Consider the following 17,039-nt stretch of genomic DNA (forward strand, 5'->3'; position numbering starts at 1 on the left):
CGCGTGGGGGGAGGACTGGGAGAGGCGAGATGAGTACCACCGAGAACGACACGGCCGGAACCGGTCTGGCCAAGGTGCTGATGCCCGTTCCCGATCCGCATCCTGACGTCTTCGATCGGCAGTGGCCGCTCCGGGTCGGCGACATCGACCGGGCCGGCCGCCTGCGACTGGACGCCGCCTGCCGTCACATCCAGGACATCGGCCAGGACCAGCTGCGCGAGATGGGCCACGAGGAAACTCACCCGCTGTGGATCGTCCGGCGCACCATGGTCGACCTGATCCGTCCGATCGAATTCCAGGACATGCTGCGGATGCGCCGCTGGTGCTCGGGAACCTCCAACCGGTGGTGTGAGATGCGGGTCCGCATCGACGGCCGCAAGGGCGGATTGATCGAATCCGAGGCGTTCTGGATCAACATCAACCGCGAGACGCAGGGCCCGTCACGCATCGCGGATGACTTCATGGAGGCACTGCAGCGCACCACCGACGTCAACCGGCTGCGCTGGAAGTCCTACCTGAGCGCCGGGTCGCGGGAGGACGCCGACGAGATCCGCGACTTCCCGATCCGGGTCAGCGATATCGACCTGTTCGACCACGTCAACAACTCGGTGTACTGGAAGGTCGTCGAGGAGTTCCTGGCGCCCTACCCGGAACTGTTCGAGTCCCCGCTTCGCGTGACCATCGAGCACGACGCCCCCGTCGCGCTGGGCGACAAGCTGGAGATCCTCTCGCACGTGTACCCGCCCGGATCGACCGACAAGTTCGGTCCGGAGCTCACCGACCGGACTGTTAGAACGCTCACATACGTCGTCGGCGACGAAGTCAAAGCCCTCGCCTCGATCTTCCAACTCTGATCCGGGAGTTTTAACAGTACAAGCGTACTGACCTGCGAAAAGGCGTTACCCGCCGGTAACTTCTGAACCGGTTCAGCCCGTGGTGACCTTCGCAAACTTCGCAAGATGAGCGTACTGCTTGGCGAAAATTGGCAGGCGCAACCGCTTGAAGTGCACTAATGCCCCGAGGCATGCTCATGGCAGCAGAACAGCCCAGCTGTACCGGAGTTAGCAAAAGGAGTAGGCGATGTCCAACGTTGGCCAGCCGAAGACCGCAGAAGAAATCCAGAAGGACTGGGACACCAACCCCCGCTGGAAGGGTGTCACCCGTACCTACACCCCGGCCGACGTCGTCGCCCTGCAGGGCAGCGTTGTCGAGGAGGCCACCCTGGCCCGCCGCGGCGCCGAGGTGCTGTGGAAGCAGCTGCACGAGATGGAGTTCGTCAACTCCCTCGGTGCGCTGACCGGCAACATGGCCGTCCAGCAGGTTCGTGCCGGCCTGAAGGCCATCTACCTGTCGGGTTGGCAGGTCGCCGGTGACGCGAACCTGTCCGGCCACACCTACCCCGACCAGAGCCTCTACCCGGCCAACTCGGTGCCGCAGGTGGTGCGTCGCATCAACAACGCGCTGCTGCGCGCCGACGAGATCGCCAAGGTCGAGGGTGACACCTCGGTGGAGAACTGGCTGGCCCCGATCGTGGCCGACGGTGAGGCCGGCTTCGGTGGCGCGCTCAACGTCTACGAACTGCAGAAGGCGATGATCGCCGCCGGTGTCGCCGGTTCGCACTGGGAGGACCAGCTGGCCTCGGAGAAGAAGTGCGGCCACCTCGGTGGCAAGGTGCTGATCCCGACCCAGCAGCACATCCGCACCCTGACCTCGGCCCGACTGGCCGCTGACGTGGCTGACGTTCCCACCGTGGTCATCGCCCGCACCGACGCCGAGGCCGCGACCCTGATCACCTCCGATGTCGACGAGCGCGATCAGCCGTTCATCACCGGTGAGCGGACCAAGGAAGGCTTCTTCCGGGTGAAGAACGGCCTGGAGCCGTGCATCGCCCGCGCCAAGGCCTACGCGCCGTACTCCGATCTGATCTGGATGGAGACCGGCACGCCGGACCTGGAGCTGGCTGCCAAGTTCGCCGAGGGCGTTAAGAGCGAGTTCCCCGACCAGATGCTGGCCTACAACTGCTCGCCGTCGTTCAACTGGCGCAAGCACCTGGACGACGCGACGATCGCGAAGTTCCAGAAGGAGCTGGGCGCGATGGGCTTCAAGTTCCAGTTCATCACCCTGGCCGGCTTCCACGCCCTGAACTACTCGATGTTCGATCTGGCCTACGGCTACGCCCGCAACCAGATGACCGCCTACGTCGAGCTGCAGGAGCGCGAGTTCGCCGCCGAGGACCGTGGCTACACCGCGACCAAGCACCAGCGCGAGGTCGGCGCCGGTTACTTCGACCGGATCGCCACCACCGTGGACCCCACCTCGTCGACCACCGCGCTTGCGGGTTCGACCGAAGAGGGCCAGTTCCACTAGATCTCAGCGCGAGCAGGCGCAAAATCGCACGGTTGCAGCCCGGTTTACGCGACTTTGCGTCTGCTCGCGGGAGGTCCGACGACCCGCAGTTCAGGCCCCGTCCTTATATTGGGCGGGGCCTGATGCGTGAGGAGATCAAGTGAGCATTCAACGAGTAGGCGTGATCGGTGCGGGCCAGATGGGCTCCGGAATCGTCGAGGTGGCCGCCAAGGCCGGCGCGCACGTCGTCGTCTTCGAACCGACCGATGAGCTGCTGAACGCCGGACGGAGCCGGCTCACCAGCTCCCTGGAGCGCGCGACCAGCAAGGGCAAGCTGTCCGAGGCCGACCGCGACGCCACCCTGGCACGGTTGACCTTCACCACCGATCTCAACGAGATGGCCGATCGTCAGCTCGTCATCGAGGCCGTTGTCGAGGACGAGACCGTCAAGGCCAAGATCTTCGCCGAACTCGACCGCATCATCACCGACCCCGACGCGGTGCTGGCATCCAACACTTCCAGCATTCCGATCATGAAAATTGCTGCGGCAACGAAGAATCCGAGCCGCGTGATCGGACTGCACTTCTTCAACCCGGTGCCGGTGCTGCCGCTCGTCGAACTGATCAACACATTGGTCACCTCCGAGGAGGCGATCAACCGCGTCGAGCAGTTCGCCGGCGAGGTACTCGGCAAGAAGGTGGTGCGCTGCGCGGACCGCTCCGGCTTCGTGGTCAACGCCCTGCTGGTGCCCTACCTGCTGTCGGCGATCCGAATGGTCGAGGCGGGCGTGGCGACGGTCGAGGACGTCGACACCGCGATCGTGGCCGGACTGTCGCACCCGATGGGCCCGCTGCGGCTGTCCGACCTCATCGGCCTGGACACCATGAAGCTCATCGCGGACTCGATGTACGAGGAGCTCAAGGACGCCCACTACGCGCCGGACTCGATGTACGAGGAGCTCAAGGACGCCCACTACGCGCCACCGCCACTGCTGCTGCGGATGGTTGAGGCGGGGCTGCTGGGCAAGAAGTCGGGCCGCGGCTTTTACACCTACTGACGACCTGCGGCGTGTGCAATCCACAGATTAATTGACTAGGCTGCACGCCGGTGGGCCTATGGGTCCGGGTCGGGGACCGCTTTTCGCGAGACCTTGTTGACCGCGGCCCGACCGTGCGAGCAGAAACCTGAAGGGCTGTGTTGATGGCGAACGTGGATGCCGACCTGACTCCTTACTACGAGGAGTCACAGTCGATCTACGACGTGTCCGATGACTTCTTTGCCCTCTTCCTGGGCTCGACCATGGGCTACACCTGCGGCTATTACGAGCGCGAGGACATGACCCTCGACGAGTCGCAGACGGCCAAGTTCGACCTGGCCCTGGGCAAGCTCAACCTGGAGCCGGGCATGACCCTGCTCGACGTCGGGTGCGGCTGGGGCGGGGCGCTGGAACTCGCGGTCAAGAAGTATGACGTCAACGTCATCGGCATCACGCTGAGCAAGAACCAGTCGGAGTTCGCCCGCAAACGTCTGGCCAAGCTGGACACCACCCGTTCGATCGAGGTGCGCCTGCAGGGCTGGGAAGAGTTCGACGAGCCGGTCGACCGCATCGTCAGCATCGGCGCCTTCGAAGCGTTCAAGGTCGAGCGCTACCCGGTGTTCTTCGAGAAGGCCTACAACCTGCTGCCCGCTGACGGCCGGATGTTGCTGCATACGATCCTGGCGCACACCCAGAAGTTCTTCCGCGAGAACGGCATCAAGGTCACCATCAGCGACCTGAAGTTCATGCAGTTCATCGAAGCCGAGATCTTCCCGGGTGGCCGGTTGCCCGCTGTCGAGGATATCGAGGAGCTCGCGGCCAACTCTGGCTTCACCCTCGAGCGCATCCACCTGTTGCGCGAGCACTACGCGCGCACCCTGGACATGTGGGCGGCCAATCTGCTGGCCGCGCAGGACGAAGCGATCGCGATCACCTCCCAAGAGGTCTACGACCGCTACATGAAGTACCTGACCGGCTGCGCGGATTTCTTCCGTCGCGGCATCACCAACATCGGCCAGTTCACCCTCGTCAAGGGCTGACCCACCCGCTCAGGCCTGGGCCAGCTTCTTCTTCTCGGCCTCAACGTCGAAATCGGCCGGCGGCCAGGTCAGCTGCATTCCCTTGAGCGCTTCGATGAGCAGCTCGGTGATCGCCAGGCGGCTGTACCACTTCTTGTCGCACGGAATGACGTACCACGGCGCGTGCTCGGTCGAGGTGCGGTCCAGGACTGCCTGATAGGCCTCCTGGTAGGCCGGCCACAGCTTGCGTTCGTCAAGGTCGCCGGGGTTGTACTTCCAGTACCGGTCGGGACGTTCCAGCCGCTCGGAGAGCCGGCGCTTCTGTTCGTCGAGCGAGACGAACATGGCGCACTTGACCACCGTGGTGCCCGAGTCGACGAGTTCTTTCTCGAAGGCGTTGATCTCGTCGTAGCGCGGTTCCCAGACCTCCCGCGGCACCAGTTCGTGAACGCGGACCACCAGCACGTCCTCATAGTGCGAGCGATCGAACACCCCGATATGCCCGGCGGCGGGCAGCGCTTTGCGGATCCGCCACAGGTAGTGGTGGGCGCGCTCCTCTTCGGTGGGCACACCGAAACTCGTGTACTGGATGCCCATCGGATTGCCAGCGCCGACGACGTGCTTGACGATGCTGCCTTTGCCCGCGGTGTCCATGCCCTGCAGCACCAGCAGCAGCGAACGGCTGTCACCGGCCTTGCCGTTGGCGTAAAGCATCTCCTGCAGACCCGCGAAGCGCTCGTTGCGCTCGGCCTGCACCTCCGCCGAGCCGTTCTTGTCACCGGTGTAGCCGGGGCTGGAGTTCGGCTCGATGTCGGCGACCTGCTGGCCGGGACGGAACTGGAGAATTTTGCGCGGTTCGTGAGTCCACTGCGAGGGCAGGTCGGCCATGGGAGAAGAGCCTAGCTAGCGGGCCCGCCGCAATGTCGGTGGCAGCACCGGCGAGGGGTGCGGATCTGCGTTGAACGCCTCCAGCGAGCCGCCGACTTCGACGATTCCGCACAGGGCGTTCCAGCACAGCATGGTCAGGTAGTCGATCAGTTCGTTGCTGGTCATCCGGGGATTCGACATCCACGAGTGGGTGGCCAGCTGCACCCCGCCGACGATCAGATAGGCCCACGGCTCCACACCGCGGGTGTCCATCCCGGCGCGCTGCATCCGGCGGCGCAGCACCACCGCCAGCATCCGGGCGATGATCTGTTCCGAGTCGGCGATCACCTTGTTTTTGCTGGCCGAACTGTTTGCCATGACGAATCGGTAGGGCTCCGGTTCGTTGGCCACGGTCTCGACGTAGACCCGGATGATCTCGCGTGTCAGGTCGAATCCGTCGAGGTTCGACGACAGCGCACCGGCCATATTGGGGATCAGCGTGGTCTGCGCAAAGCGCATCATCACAGCGGTCGTGAGGTCGTTCTTGTCGACGAAGTAGCGGTACAGAACGGTCTTGGAGACGCCGATTTCCGCAGCTATCTCGTCCATACTGACGTCGCGGCCCCGGCTGCGGATCGCCTCGAGCGCGCCGTCCACCAGTTCGGTGCGGCGTTCCACCTTGTGTTGGTGCCAGCGTCGCTTGCGACCATCGGTCTTGGCGACCCCGTCGCTCGTCTGCTGTGCCACTATCGCGGAGTCCATTCCCCTAATCGAAAACAATTCTACGGTCTGTCGTGATGGCAAGGTCACATTAACTGGCTCCGCACATAGCGGATGATGGTGGAGTGGTTACCGAACCTGACCGTCCGGCTTTGCCGACGGCTGTAGTCCGCGCCGGGGCATCGCTGGCCGAGTCATTCGCCGGCGCCGACCCCGAGGCCGACGCCGAACGGGCGCGCTCACTGCGCCGGATGAAGGCGGTGGCGCTGAGCTTCCTGCTCGGTGCGACCGTGCTGTTTTTGGCCTGCCGGTGGGGCCAGGCCCAGGGTGGGCCGGCCTGGATCGGCTATGTGGGCGCCGCCGCCGAGGCCGGCATGGTGGGCGCACTGGCCGACTGGTTCGCCGTCACCGCGCTGTTCCGCCATCCGCTGGGCCTCAAGATCCCGCACACCGCGATCATCAAGCGCAAGAAGGACCAACTCGGTGAGGGCCTGGGCACCTTCGTCCGGGAGAACTTCCTGTCTCCCGCTGTCGTGGAGACCAAACTGCGCGACGCCGAGATCGCCGGACGGATGGGCAAGTGGCTGTCCGAACCGGCGCACGCCGACCGGGTGGCCGGGGAGGCGGCCACCGTGTTGCGGGTGGTGGTGGAACTGCTCAACGACGACGACATCCAGCAGGTGATCGACCGCACCATCGTCAAGCGCCTGGCCGAACCGCAGTGGGGCCCTCCGGTCGGTCGGGTGCTGAGCCAGCTACTCGCCGAGAACCGGCAGGAGGCGCTCATACAGCTGTTGTGCGACAGGGCTTTTGAGTGGGCACTGAACGCGGGGGAGACCATCGAGCGGGTGGTCACCCGGGATTCGCCAAGTTGGTCGCCGCGTTTCGTCGACCAGTTGGTGGGCGATCGCATCCACCGCGAACTGATGGACTTCACCGACAAGGTGCGCCGCAACCCGAATCATGAACTGCGCCTTTCGGCTAACCGGTTCCTCTTCGAATTCGCCGACGACCTGCAGAACGACGAGTCCACGATCGCGCGTGCCGAAGCCGTCAAGGAACAGCTGATGGCGCGTGACGAGGTGACCCGTGCCGCCGAAACCGCATGGAAGACGTTGAAGCGCTTGGTGCTTGACGGTGTGGATGATCCATCGTCGACGTTGCGCAAGCGCATCGCCGACTCGGTGGTGCGCATCGGCGAATCGCTGCGCGACGACGCCGAGCTACGCGACAAGGTGGACAACTGGATCGTTCGGGGGGCTCAGCATCTGGTCGGTCAGTACGGCGCAGAGATCACCACGATCATCACCGACACAATCGAGCGATGGGATGCCGAAGAGGCCAGCCGGCGGATCGAATTGCACGTCGGCCGAGACCTGCAGTTCATCCGGATCAACGGCACCGTAGTGGGTGCTCTGGCCGGTCTTGTCATCTACACAGTGGCGCAAATCATATTCTGACCTGCGCTAACTAGTGCTTGCAAAAGTTAGCACCCCCGCGTAGTGTGGTTTTCGTACGCACCGGATAACCACTGCGCGAGGAGGTAGTCATGGCACAGGATGCAGACATCCAGGCCGTGGTCTCCAATGCCGCGCACGACATCGGTGGCTTCATCAGGGCGCAGCGTGAAGCCGCTCAGGTTTCGGTGCGGCAGTTGGCCGAGAAGGCCGGCGTCAGCAACCCGTACCTCAGTCAGATCGAACGGGGGCTACGCAAACCTTCTGCGGAGGTGCTGAGCCAAATCGCGAAGGCGTTGCGGTTGTCGGCGGAGGTTCTCTATGTCCGCGCCGGAATCCTGGAGCCCAGTGAGGGGAGTCAGGTGCACGACGCGATCATCGGGGACACCGCGATCACCGAACGCCAGAAGCAGGTTCTGCTCGACATCTACACGTCGTTCTGTCAGCAGAACGAAGCTGCCCGTGAGGAGCTGACGTCTGACTAGCCGCACTCCCGACATCCGCTGAAAACCTGTCAACCACAACTGATTTCATGAGTATGAAAGGAGCCATTCACATGGCCGAGAACCCCACCATCGAGGACCTGAAGGCCCCGCTGCTCGCTGCGGTCGGTGCCGCCGACCTGGCCCTGGCCACCGTCAACGAGATCCTGGTCAACCTGCGTGACCGCGCCGAGGACGCCCGCACCGAGGCTGCCGAGCGTGTCGAAGGCCGTCGTGCCGCCCTGACCAAGCTGCAGGAAGACCTGCCGCAGCGCGCCGAGGAGATCCGCGGCAAGCTGAGCTCCGAGGAGCTGCGTAAGGCTGCCGAAGGCTTCGTCGAGGACGCCACCGCGACCTACAACAGCCTGGTCGAGCGCGGCGAGGCCGCCCTCGAGCGGCTGCGCAACCAGCCCGAGTTCAAGGATGCCGCCGCGCAGGTCGAGGGCTACGTCGACCAGGCCGTCGAGCTGACCCAGGAGGCTCTGGGCAACGTGTCCTCGCAGACTCGCGCCGTCGGTGAGCGCGCCGCCAAGCTGGTCGGCGTCGACCTGCCGGCCAAGGCTCCGGCCAAGAAGGCTCCGGCCAAGAAGGCCGCCGCCAAGAAGGCTCCGGCCAAGGCCGCTGCCAAGAAGGCTCCGGCCAAGAAGGCTCCGGCCAAGAAGGTCACCCAGAAGTAACCAGAAGTAGTTCGACGATCGGGACAAGACCCGCCTACCCTGTAGCTGTGATGCTCCAGGGTGTGGCGGGTCTTGTGCTTCAGGTCGTCTTTTGGGCGGTGACCGTTGTCGCGATCTACGCCTTCGTCCACGCGGCCATGCAGCGGACCGACGCCTACACAGCGGCCGACAAGCTCACCAAGCCGGTCTGGCTGGTGATTCTGGGTGCGGCGATCCTGCTGTCGTTCGTCCTGGGTGTCACCGGGGTCGCCATCGCGGCCGTCGCCGCAGGTATCTATCTGGTCGACGTCCGGCCGAAGTTGCTCGATGTTCAGGGGAAGTCCCGCTGATCGCGCGCCCCCGCCTGATCGCCGCCCTCGCCGTCGCGCCGGCGGCTGTGGCCCTGGCCGCCCCCGCGCCCGCCGACACCCCCCCCGAACCGCCCTTCACCGACCCTGCGACGTGGCAGCACCCCGCGCCCGCCGACACCACCCCCGAACCGCCCTTCATCGACCATGTGACGTGGCAGCACTGGGGCGACCTGTCGAGTCTGCGGGTCTACCCGACTCCATCCGGCCGGGAGGCCGGTGGCCAGCTGTTCAAGCCGCCGTGGGAGATCGACGAGGCCTGGGGTGAAGTGCTGGCGTTGGCCCCGGATGCCGACATCCCCGGCATGCGCGACCAGTTCGTCTGCCACTTCCGGTTCGCCGAGATCGCCGAGCCCGGCAAGACCAGCTGGAACCTGGAGCCGTGGCGGCCCGTCGTCGACGACAACACGATGACCGCCACCGGGTGTAACCCCGGTGGCTCCGAGGAGCCGTTCTGATGGCCGAGCGGCGGGCAGGAGCGGAGCGACTCGGGGATATCTGGCGCAGGGCCCGCGTGGCGGCGCTCGTCGACCACACCCTGCTCAAGCCCGAAGCCACCGAGGCGGACGTCGCCGCACTGGTCGACGAGGCCGCTGAACTCGGTGTGCTGGCCGTCTGTGTCTCGCCGTCGATGGTCTCGGCCGCGCACAAGGCCACCTCCGAGCACCCCGAGCGGCTGCTGATCGCCACTGTTGCGGGCTTCCCGTCCGGTAAGCATCTGCCGGTCGTCAAGGCCCAGGAGGCGGCCTTGGCCGTCGACGCGGGTGCCGACGAGGTCGACATGGTGATCGATGTGGGCGCGGCGGTCGCGGGCGATCTGGCGGCGGTGGCCGCCGATATCGCCACGGTGCGCGCCGCGATCCCCGCGGCGGTGCTCAAGGTCATCGTCGAGTCGTCGGCGCTGCTGAGCCTGGCCGGCGACCGCACGCTGGCCGCGGTGTGCCGGGCCGCCGAGGAATCGGGCGCCGACTTCGTCAAGACCTCCACCGGCTTTCACCCCACCGGCGGCGCGTCGGTGGCGGCCGTGGAACTGATGGCGGCGACCGTCGGCGGCCGGCTCGGAGTCAAGGCCAGCGGCGGTATCCGCACCGCGCCCGATGCCCTGGCGATGCTGGCCGCAGGTGCTACCAGGCTGGGGCTGTCCGGGACGCGGGTCGTGCTCGACGGGCTGGAGTAGCAACGCCGCCGAGTCTGCGGTCACGGCAACCATTCTGCGTACAGGGTCATCATTCGGGCCGAAAGCCCGCCCTCAGCGCAGACTCGAAGCGACTAGACGCCGGCGAAGCAGGGATCCTGCTGGCCGTTGGGGATCGTCGCGTCGCGGGTCACGAACTTGGCGGTGACGCCGGTATCGGTGACCGAGACGCTGTCGGCGTGAATTCCCATCGGCAGGTTCTTGGTCAGTGCGGTGGTGAACGCGTCCAGGGCCGGCTGGATGGTTTCGCGGGGCAGGCTGAAGCCCAGCCCGGTCAGGTTGACCACCTGGAGGCTCAGGCCGCCGTTGGACACCTCCGGCTTGGCGGTCACGGTGCCGAGGCCGCCCTTGAGCTCGATCGTCCCGTCCGACGGCGTGGTCTCCACGGAGGTCACCAGCCCGCCCAGGAACGGGATGATGTCCTGAACGGTCTGCCGAATGCCGTCGTTGGACCAGGTGATGGTGGCGTCCAGCGCGCCGAGGGTGCCCGCCGACTCCGCGGTTTTGTTGATCTTGATGTCGTCGAGCAGGAGATCGAGCTTCATGCCCTTGGCTTCGCGGATCTGGTTGCCTGCCGTCTCCACCCGGATATTGCTGTAGCTACCGGTCAGATGCTGCAGCAGGAACGGACGCATGCCGAACGACACGGTTGCGGAGTCCTTGACCACGCACTCCACGGCATTGGCCACCACGGTGTCGGCGCGATGGCGGACATAGAGCTCGGTCCCGATCAGGGCGGCCACCGCCAGCGCGATGACGGTGACGAGCACCAGCACGATCGACAGCGGATCGCGGAGGAAGCCCGATTTGGGCTCGTCAGGGGGTTCGACCGGCGGCGGGGCGCTCGGCGGAGCCTGCTGCGGGATGTACTGGGTAGCAGGATCCACCGGCCCGGGAGGCCGCGGAATGTGCTGGGTGGGCTGTTCGGGACTCGCGGCCGGCCACGCCGGGGCGGTCGGGTCGCCCGGCCCGACCGGCTGGTTCGGGCCCTGTGGCGGATACGTCACCCGCGCGATTCTGCCTTATCAATCTGAGCGAACTCTGAGCGGTTGCGCAGGACACCGAGCGTCTCGCGGACCGTGGGCACGCTGCTGACGTCGATATCGGCCACCACGAGCTCGGGGTCGGAACCCGCCGCTGCCAGCACCTCGCCGAACGGGGAGGCCACCAGGCTGCCGCCCACCCCGGTCGGCGCTTTGGACGCGGTGGCCATCTCGTCACCCGGGTAGCCCTGATCGGTGGCGAGGACGAAAGACGCCGAATCCAGCGCCCGGGCCCGGGACAGCAGGGTCCACTGCTCGAGCTTGCCCGGCCCGGCACCCCACGACGCACTCACCGTGATCACCTGCGCGCCCCGGTCGGCCAGTTCGATGTACAGGTTCGGGAAACGCACGTCGTAGCACAGCGTCAGGCCGATACCGACGCCGTCGACGGTGATGACCACCGGTTCGCGGCCCGGGGCGACGGCGCTGGACTCGGCGAAACCGAACGCGTCGTAGAGATGGATCTTGTCGTAGTGGGCGTCGACACCGCGCCCGGTGGCTAGCAGCGTGTTGGTGACCCGGCCGTCGTCGGCGGGAGTGAACATGCCGACGACGGCGGTGATCGCGGCGCGCTCGGCGATCCCGCGCACCGCGTCCGCCCACGGCCCGTCGAGTGGCTCGGCGATCGGCGCGAGCGGCACCCCGAAGCGGCTCATGGTGCCTTCGGGGAACACCACTAGTTGAGCACCGGCATCGGCGGCCCGCCGGGCGTACTGGTCCACCAGGGCCAGGTTGGCGGTGGGGTCGGTGCCCGACAGGATCTGGGCGAGGGCGATCCGCATGAGGCCAAGCCTAGAGGGGTGCGACCGATTCCCACGGCACGGTGAGCACCGCATCCCGCACGCTGCGCCGCTGCGGTTCCAGCGCGATCCCCGCGGCGCGCAGTTCGGTGATCATCGCCCGCCACCGTTCCCGCGGCCCGAACACCGAATGTCCGGCCGCGGTGGCCCAGGCACGGTCTGCCGCACTCAGCAGAGCGTGGATGGGTTGTCCCGAAACATTATGGTGGATAAGGACTTTCGGTAGTCGCTCCGCCATGTCGGATGGTCGTTCGATGTGGCGGGGGTCGCAGGCCAGGGTCAGGCTCACCGGGCCCGTCGCGTCCAGCAGCACCCAGCAGCAGCGCCGGCCCAACTCGTCGCAGGTGCCGTCGAGGATCAGCCCGCCAGGGGCAAGGCGTGCGCGCATCACCTCCCAGGCCTGGTTCACCGCTTCCTCGGGGTACTGCCGCAGCACGTTGAACGCGCGCACCAGGACCGGGTGCAACCCGGCCAGCTCGAACCCGCCGACGCCGAACTCCACCCCGTCGACGGGCGGGACCACCCGCTGCGGATCGATCTCCAGTCCGACCACCCGGACGTCAGGACGCAGTGCGCGCAGCCGCGCCGCCATCTCCAGGGTGGTCACCGGCAGCCGTCCGTAACCCAGATCGACCACCAGAGGGTCAGCCGCCGACTCCAGCGCCGAGCGCACCCGGGGCGAGTTCAGCATCCAGCGGTCGGCGCGGCGCAACCGGTTGGCGTTGGTGGTGCCGCGGGTCGGGACACCGACCGGGCGATCAGTTCTGGTAATGGCTGGCGATCCAGTCGCGGGTGAAATCGCGCTCGTTGTCGAACAATCCGTGCAGGCCGCCCAGCACCCACTCCTCGATCTTGCCGCCGATCAACGGCACCTTGACCGTGCAGACACTGTTGAGCCGCAACTCGCTGCCGTCCGCGGTCTCGCACAGCACGTAGGTACCACCGAAATCCATCGGCGCCGAGGGCACCAGCGCCTTGTAGTGCCCGCGCGCAGAGTTGGACGCGGCATCAAACGGATCGAAATGCTGTTCGCGGGTGACCGTCAGGTTCAGCGGCACCACGGCGGCGGCGACCGACGGCAGGTCCTTGCTGGACAGGGTGTGGGTGAACACGATGTCGGTGCCGCCGGAACCGGACGAGAAGCGCGTCAGCGTCGATTCGTAGAGCCGGGCGTGCTCGGCGACCAGGTCTTCCCAGTACTCGCGGCTGGTGAAACTCACGTAGAGGTCGGGTGCGGGCTTGTCGAGTGCGACCACGTAGTCCATACGGCGGGACATGAGGTCACGGTACTCGCGTGATCAGCCGTTCTCCGCGATCCACAGCGTGGTGAACCGCTGCTCGGCGATCAGCAGGTCCACCAGCTGGTTGCCGATGAAGTTCTCCACCTTGCCGCCGACCAACGGGATGCGGACCTCGACGGTGGCCCGAAAAGCCAAGTGCGCCCGGATATCCGACGGAGTCAGCTGGGCGGAGCCGGTCAAGGTGACGGGGGCACCGGGGATCACCCCGTCGACGGATGCCTGTGCTCTGTCCTGGACCAGGCCGGTCCAGGACTCGGTGCGCTGGATGTGCAGATCGCCGCGATGGAACTGGGTGACGATCCCGGGCAGCCGGTCGGCCCGCAGGATCTGGGTGGTGACGACGTCGACGCTGCCGTCGTCGCCGAGCCGGATCGAGTCCAGGCTGGCGTCGTCGGCGCCGGAGTCGGCCAGGCGGGCCAGCCAGTACTGTTCGTCGCGGAACGCCGCGTGCACCTGCTCGACGCTGCCGTCGTAGTCGGTGGCCATGTCGAATGAACGCGGCATAGCTGGTGAGGCTACCGTTACGGGCCGTGGGTTCCGAGCAGGATTACGGCGGCGCGGCGGTTGCCGAGCAGGTGCCGTTGTCCTCGCTGACCACGCTGCGGGTGGGGCCGGTCGCGCGCCGTCTGATCACCTGCAGCACCTCCGATCAGATCGTGTCCACGCTGGGCGCTCTCGACGCTGGCGAAGGGCCAGTCGTGGTGCTGGCCGGCGGCTCCAATGTGGTGATCGCCGACGACCTCGCGGACCTCACCGTCGTCCTGCTGGCCAACCGCGCGGTCACCATCGACGGTCCGGTACTACGAGCGCAGGCCGGTGCGGTGTGGGACGACGTCGTCGCCACCTCGATCGAGCACGGCCTGGGTGGTCTGGAATGTCTGTCCGGAATTCCGGGGTCCGCCGGTGCCACCCCGGTCCAGAACGTCGGCGCCTACGGCGTCGAGGTGGCCGACAGCCTGACCCGGGTGCGACTGCTGGACCGCCGAAGCGGCCAGGTGCGGTGGGCCGAGGCCGCCGAACTGGGCTTCGGCTACCGGCACAGTGTGCTGAAGAACTCCGCGGACGCGGTGGTGCTGGAGGTGGAGTTCGCCCTGGACGAGGCCGGGGTTTCTGCGCCGCTGCGCTACGGCGAGCTCTGCACGGCCCTCGGGGTGGCGGCAGGGGAGCGGGCCCAGCCCGCTGAGGTCCGCCGCACGGTGCTGCAGCTGCGAGCTCGCAAGGGCATGGTGCTCGATGCAGGCGACCACGACACCTGGAGTGTGGGTTCGTTCTTCACCAACCCTGTCGTCCCGCTGGCCCAGTTCGACGAGCTGCAGGCCCGCCACGACGGCCCGGTACCGCACTATCCGGCCCCGGACGGCGTGAAACTGGCTGCGGGCTGGCTGGTGGAGCGGGCCGGTTTCGGCAAGGGCTACCCCGGCCCCGAGGCCCGCTGCCGGCTGTCCACCAAGCACGCCCTGGCGTTGACCAACCGCGGCAGCGCGACCACCGGCGACGTGCTGGCGCTGGCCCGGACCGTCCGCGACGGCGTGCGCGACGTGTTCGGGATCACCCTGATACCTGAACCTGTGCTGGTCGGCTGCGTTTTGTAGCGAAACCCGTTTCGCTACCTGCCGGGGCCTTCCGTATCTTGGATTGACGTGAGCCCTGCCGACAGAATGCCGCCGGTCAACCGTCGGCGTGCGCTGACGGTCCTCGGGCTCGGCGTGGTGGCCCCCGGCACGCTGGCTGCCTGTTTCGGTGGCCCGGGCAAACAGTCGGCGTCCTCGGCGCCGCCGCCCAAGCCGTCGCTGACGTTCAGCCCGGCCGACGCCGCCAAAGATGTCGCCCCGACGAGCCCGGTCAGCCTGCAGGTCAAAGACGGCTGGCTGCAGCGCGTCACGCTGACCAACGCCGATGGGAAACCGGTGGCCGGCACGCTCAACCGCGACCGCACCGCCTTCACCGCCACCGAACCGCTGGGCTACGGCGGCGTCTACACCTGGGCCGGCTCGGTGGTCGGCCGCGACGGCAAGGCCGTCCCGGTGGCGGCCTCGTTCGCCACGCTGAACCCCACCACGCAGGTCAACGGCCAGTTCCAGCTGTCCGACGGCCAGACCGTGGGGGTTGCCGCGCCGATCATCATGCAGTTCGACGCTGCGATCGACGATGCGCACAAACCCGACGTGGAGCGCGCCATGACGGTCACCACCGACCCGCCGACCGAGGGAAGCTGGGCGTGGCTGCCCGACGAGGCGCAGGGCTCGCGGCTGCACTGGCGCACCCGGGAGTACTACCAGCCCGGCACCAAGGTCCACGTCGATGCGCGGCTGTACGGCGTGAAATTCGGCGACGACGCCTACGGCGCGACCGATTCGACGCTGGACTTCGACATCGGCCGTCGCCAGGTGGTCAAGGCCGAGGCGACTTCACACCGCATCCAGGTGATCACCGATGCCGGCGTCATCATGGACTTCCCGTGCAGCTACGGCGAGGGTGACCTGCCGCGCAACGTCACCCGCAGCGGTATCCACGTGGTCACCGAGAAGTACGCCGACTTCTACATGTCCAACCCGGCGGCCGGCTATAGCAACGTCCACGAGCGCTGGGCGGTGCGGATCTCCAACAACGGCGAGTTCATTCACGCCAACCCCAACAGCGCCGGCGCGCAGGGCAACACCAACGTCACCAACGGCTGCATCAACCTGTCCACCGGCGATGCCGAGCAGTACTTCTACACCGCCGTCTACGGCGATCCGGTGGAGGTCACCGGCACCTCGATCCAGCTGTCCTATGCCGACGGCGATATCTGGGACTGGGCAGTGGACTGGAACGAGTGGAAGTCGATGTCGGCGCTCAGTGACACCCAGCCGGTGTCGAGCATGCCCAGCACTGCACCCGCGACGCCGACCGATGCGCCGACCCTGTCCGGCACCCCGACCACCACCACCACACCGTCGCCGAGCCCGACCACCAGTTCGGTTACACCTGGCGGTTGAACCGCATCGCGCTGGCCTGATCGCGCGGCCGGATGACGATCTGGTCGATGTTGACGTGCGACGGGCGGGATGCGACGAAGCCGATCGCATCGGCCACATCCTGGGCGACCAGCGGCGTGATGCCGTTGTAGACGGCCTGCGCGCGGTCCTCGTCACCGCCGAAGCGCACCAGCGAGAACTCCGTCTGCACCGCGCCGGGTGCCACCTCGGTGAGCCGGACCGGCTTGCCCAGCAGCTCACCGCGCAGCGTCCGGTGCAGAGCGCCCTGGGCGTGCTTGGCCGAGGTGTAGCCGCCGCCGTTGTCGTAGACCTCCAGCGCGGCAATCGATGTCACCGTGACGATCAGCCCGTTACCGGAGGCGATGAGTTTGGGCAGCAGGGCGCGGGTGACGCGCAACGTGCCGATGACGTTGGTCTCCCACATCCAGCGCCAGTTCTCCAGGTCGGCTTCGGCGATCGGTTCCAGGCCCTTGGCGCCGCCGGCGTTGTTGACCAGCACGTCGACCCGGTGCAGGCCCGCGGCCAGGGCGTCGACCGCAGCGCCGTCTGTGACGTCGGCCACCACGGCCGTCCCGCCGATCTCCTCGGCGAGCCGCTGGATGCGGTCCGCGCGCCTGGCTACCGCGATCACGTGAAAGCCTTGTGCGGCAAGGGTTCTCGCGGTCGCTTCGCCGATTCCGGCGCTGGCGCCGGTGACCACGGCTACGCGAGAATGGGCATCTGGAGTCGTCATCGGTCCAACTCTAGTAACTGTGCTAAGTTCTTCCCGTG

General features: G+C 66.8%; 20 protein-coding genes. 12 read left to right on the forward strand and 8 right to left on the reverse strand.

What is annotated here, in order from left to right; genetic code table 11:
• Window positions 1–29 precede the first annotated feature (29 nt).
• The 4 genes from BN3385_RS05815 (at window position 30) to BN3385_RS05830 (ending at window position 4,422) form a co-directional block, all read left to right on the forward strand.
• On the forward strand, window positions 30–854 hold the full coding sequence (locus BN3385_RS05815; RefSeq protein WP_059015648.1) for an acyl-[acyl-carrier-protein] thioesterase: 825 nt from the start codon (window positions 30–32) through the stop codon (window positions 852–854).
• Window positions 855–1,080: 226 nt separating this feature from the next.
• Window positions 1,081–2,367, forward strand: coding sequence for an isocitrate lyase (aceA, locus tag BN3385_RS05820; RefSeq protein ID WP_059015649.1), 1,287 nt, complete (start codon window positions 1,081–1,083; stop codon window positions 2,365–2,367).
• A 139-nt stretch (window positions 2,368–2,506) separates the two neighbouring features.
• A complete protein-coding gene (locus BN3385_RS05825) occupies window positions 2,507–3,403 on the forward strand; it encodes a 3-hydroxybutyryl-CoA dehydrogenase (RefSeq protein WP_059015650.1) in 897 nt (298 codons plus the stop codon).
• Window positions 3,404–3,546: 143 nt separating this feature from the next.
• Window positions 3,547–4,422 (forward strand): cyclopropane mycolic acid synthase family methyltransferase, encoded by an 876-nt coding sequence (locus BN3385_RS05830; protein WP_059016440.1) that lies wholly within the window; start codon window positions 3,547–3,549, stop codon window positions 4,420–4,422.
• A 9-nt stretch (window positions 4,423–4,431) separates the two neighbouring features.
• On the opposite strand, the gene BN3385_RS05835 is transcribed toward BN3385_RS05830, so the two are convergent.
• Together BN3385_RS05835 and BN3385_RS05840 are read right to left on the reverse strand one after the other, a co-directional pair.
• Entirely contained in the window at window positions 4,432–5,289 is an 858-nt protein-coding gene (locus BN3385_RS05835; protein ID WP_059015651.1) for a polyphosphate kinase 2 family protein, read from the reverse strand.
• A gap of 15 nt (window positions 5,290–5,304) precedes the next feature.
• Complete coding sequence (locus tag BN3385_RS05840; protein ID WP_059015652.1) at window positions 5,305–6,015, reverse strand: TetR/AcrR family transcriptional regulator; 711 nt, start codon at window positions 6,013–6,015, stop codon at window positions 5,305–5,307.
• 98 nt (window positions 6,016–6,113) lie between these two features.
• Here BN3385_RS05840 and BN3385_RS05845 point away from each other — a divergent pair, with 98 nt between their 5' ends.
• The 6 genes from BN3385_RS05845 (at window position 6,114) to deoC (ending at window position 10,128) form a co-directional block, all read left to right on the forward strand.
• The gene (locus BN3385_RS05845) at window positions 6,114–7,448 is read left to right on the forward strand and encodes a DUF445 domain-containing protein (protein ID WP_082690299.1); all 1,335 of its coding nucleotides are present in this window, start codon (window positions 6,114–6,116) and stop codon (window positions 7,446–7,448) included.
• A gap of 89 nt (window positions 7,449–7,537) precedes the next feature.
• On the forward strand, window positions 7,538–7,930 hold the full coding sequence (locus BN3385_RS05850) for a helix-turn-helix domain-containing protein (protein WP_059015654.1): 393 nt from the start codon (window positions 7,538–7,540) through the stop codon (window positions 7,928–7,930).
• A gap of 71 nt (window positions 7,931–8,001) precedes the next feature.
• Window positions 8,002–8,604, forward strand: coding sequence for a hypothetical protein (locus BN3385_RS29405; RefSeq protein WP_059015655.1), 603 nt, complete (start codon window positions 8,002–8,004; stop codon window positions 8,602–8,604).
• A 50-nt stretch (window positions 8,605–8,654) separates the two neighbouring features.
• Window positions 8,655–8,933, forward strand: a complete 279-nt coding sequence (locus BN3385_RS05860) for a DUF2516 family protein (protein WP_197415172.1) — start codon at window positions 8,655–8,657, stop codon at window positions 8,931–8,933.
• 47 nt (window positions 8,934–8,980) lie between these two features.
• Window positions 8,981–9,409 carry a DUF2599 domain-containing protein gene (locus BN3385_RS05865; protein WP_231748636.1) on the forward strand — a complete coding sequence of 143 codons (429 nt, stop codon included), beginning with the start codon at window positions 8,981–8,983 and terminating at the stop codon, window positions 9,407–9,409.
• Window positions 9,409–10,128 (forward strand): deoxyribose-phosphate aldolase, encoded by a 720-nt coding sequence (deoC, locus tag BN3385_RS05870; protein ID WP_059015657.1) that lies wholly within the window; start codon window positions 9,409–9,411, stop codon window positions 10,126–10,128. Before BN3385_RS05865 ends, deoC begins: the two co-directional genes overlap by 1 nt.
• 92 nt (window positions 10,129–10,220) lie before the next feature.
• On the opposite strand, the gene BN3385_RS05875 is transcribed toward deoC, so the two are convergent.
• From BN3385_RS05875 to BN3385_RS05895, 5 genes are all read right to left on the reverse strand, one after another.
• Window positions 10,221–11,153 carry an LmeA family phospholipid-binding protein gene (locus tag BN3385_RS05875; protein WP_231748637.1) on the reverse strand — a complete coding sequence of 311 codons (933 nt, stop codon included), beginning with the start codon at window positions 11,151–11,153 and terminating at the stop codon, window positions 10,221–10,223.
• Window positions 11,150–11,971 carry a carbon-nitrogen hydrolase family protein gene (locus tag BN3385_RS05880; RefSeq protein WP_059015658.1) on the reverse strand — a complete coding sequence of 274 codons (822 nt, stop codon included), beginning with the start codon at window positions 11,969–11,971 and terminating at the stop codon, window positions 11,150–11,152. The genes BN3385_RS05875 and BN3385_RS05880 overlap by 4 nt, the downstream gene beginning before the upstream one ends.
• Window positions 11,972–11,981: 10 nt before the next feature.
• A complete protein-coding gene (locus BN3385_RS05885) occupies window positions 11,982–12,680 on the reverse strand; it encodes a class I SAM-dependent methyltransferase (RefSeq protein ID WP_231748638.1) in 699 nt (232 codons plus the stop codon).
• A gap of 67 nt (window positions 12,681–12,747) precedes the next feature.
• Complete coding sequence (locus tag BN3385_RS05890; protein ID WP_082690300.1) at window positions 12,748–13,266, reverse strand: DUF2505 domain-containing protein; 519 nt, start codon at window positions 13,264–13,266, stop codon at window positions 12,748–12,750.
• 21 nt (window positions 13,267–13,287) lie between these two features.
• A complete protein-coding gene (locus tag BN3385_RS05895; RefSeq protein WP_059015661.1) occupies window positions 13,288–13,794 on the reverse strand; it encodes a DUF2505 domain-containing protein in 507 nt (168 codons plus the stop codon).
• 5 nt (window positions 13,795–13,799) lie between these two features.
• Here BN3385_RS05895 and BN3385_RS05900 point away from each other — a divergent pair, with 5 nt between their 5' ends.
• Both BN3385_RS05900 and BN3385_RS05905 read left to right on the forward strand, forming a co-directional pair.
• Window positions 13,800–14,882 carry a UDP-N-acetylmuramate dehydrogenase gene (locus tag BN3385_RS05900; RefSeq protein ID WP_059015662.1) on the forward strand — a complete coding sequence of 361 codons (1,083 nt, stop codon included), beginning with the start codon at window positions 13,800–13,802 and terminating at the stop codon, window positions 14,880–14,882.
• Between the two features lie 66 nt (window positions 14,883–14,948).
• Window positions 14,949–16,268 carry a L,D-transpeptidase gene (locus BN3385_RS05905; protein WP_059015663.1) on the forward strand — a complete coding sequence of 440 codons (1,320 nt, stop codon included), beginning with the start codon at window positions 14,949–14,951 and terminating at the stop codon, window positions 16,266–16,268.
• Here BN3385_RS05905 and BN3385_RS05910 read toward each other — a convergent pair.
• The gene (locus BN3385_RS05910; RefSeq protein WP_059015664.1) at window positions 16,252–17,001 is read right to left on the reverse strand and encodes an SDR family NAD(P)-dependent oxidoreductase; all 750 of its coding nucleotides are present in this window, start codon (window positions 16,999–17,001) and stop codon (window positions 16,252–16,254) included. The two genes, BN3385_RS05905 and BN3385_RS05910, sit on opposite strands and share 17 nt — an antisense overlap.
• Window positions 17,002–17,039 lie beyond the last annotated feature (38 nt).

The organism is Mycobacterium sp. M26 (assembly GCF_001494595.1).
GTDB lineage: Bacteria > Actinomycetota > Actinomycetes > Mycobacteriales > Mycobacteriaceae > Mycobacterium.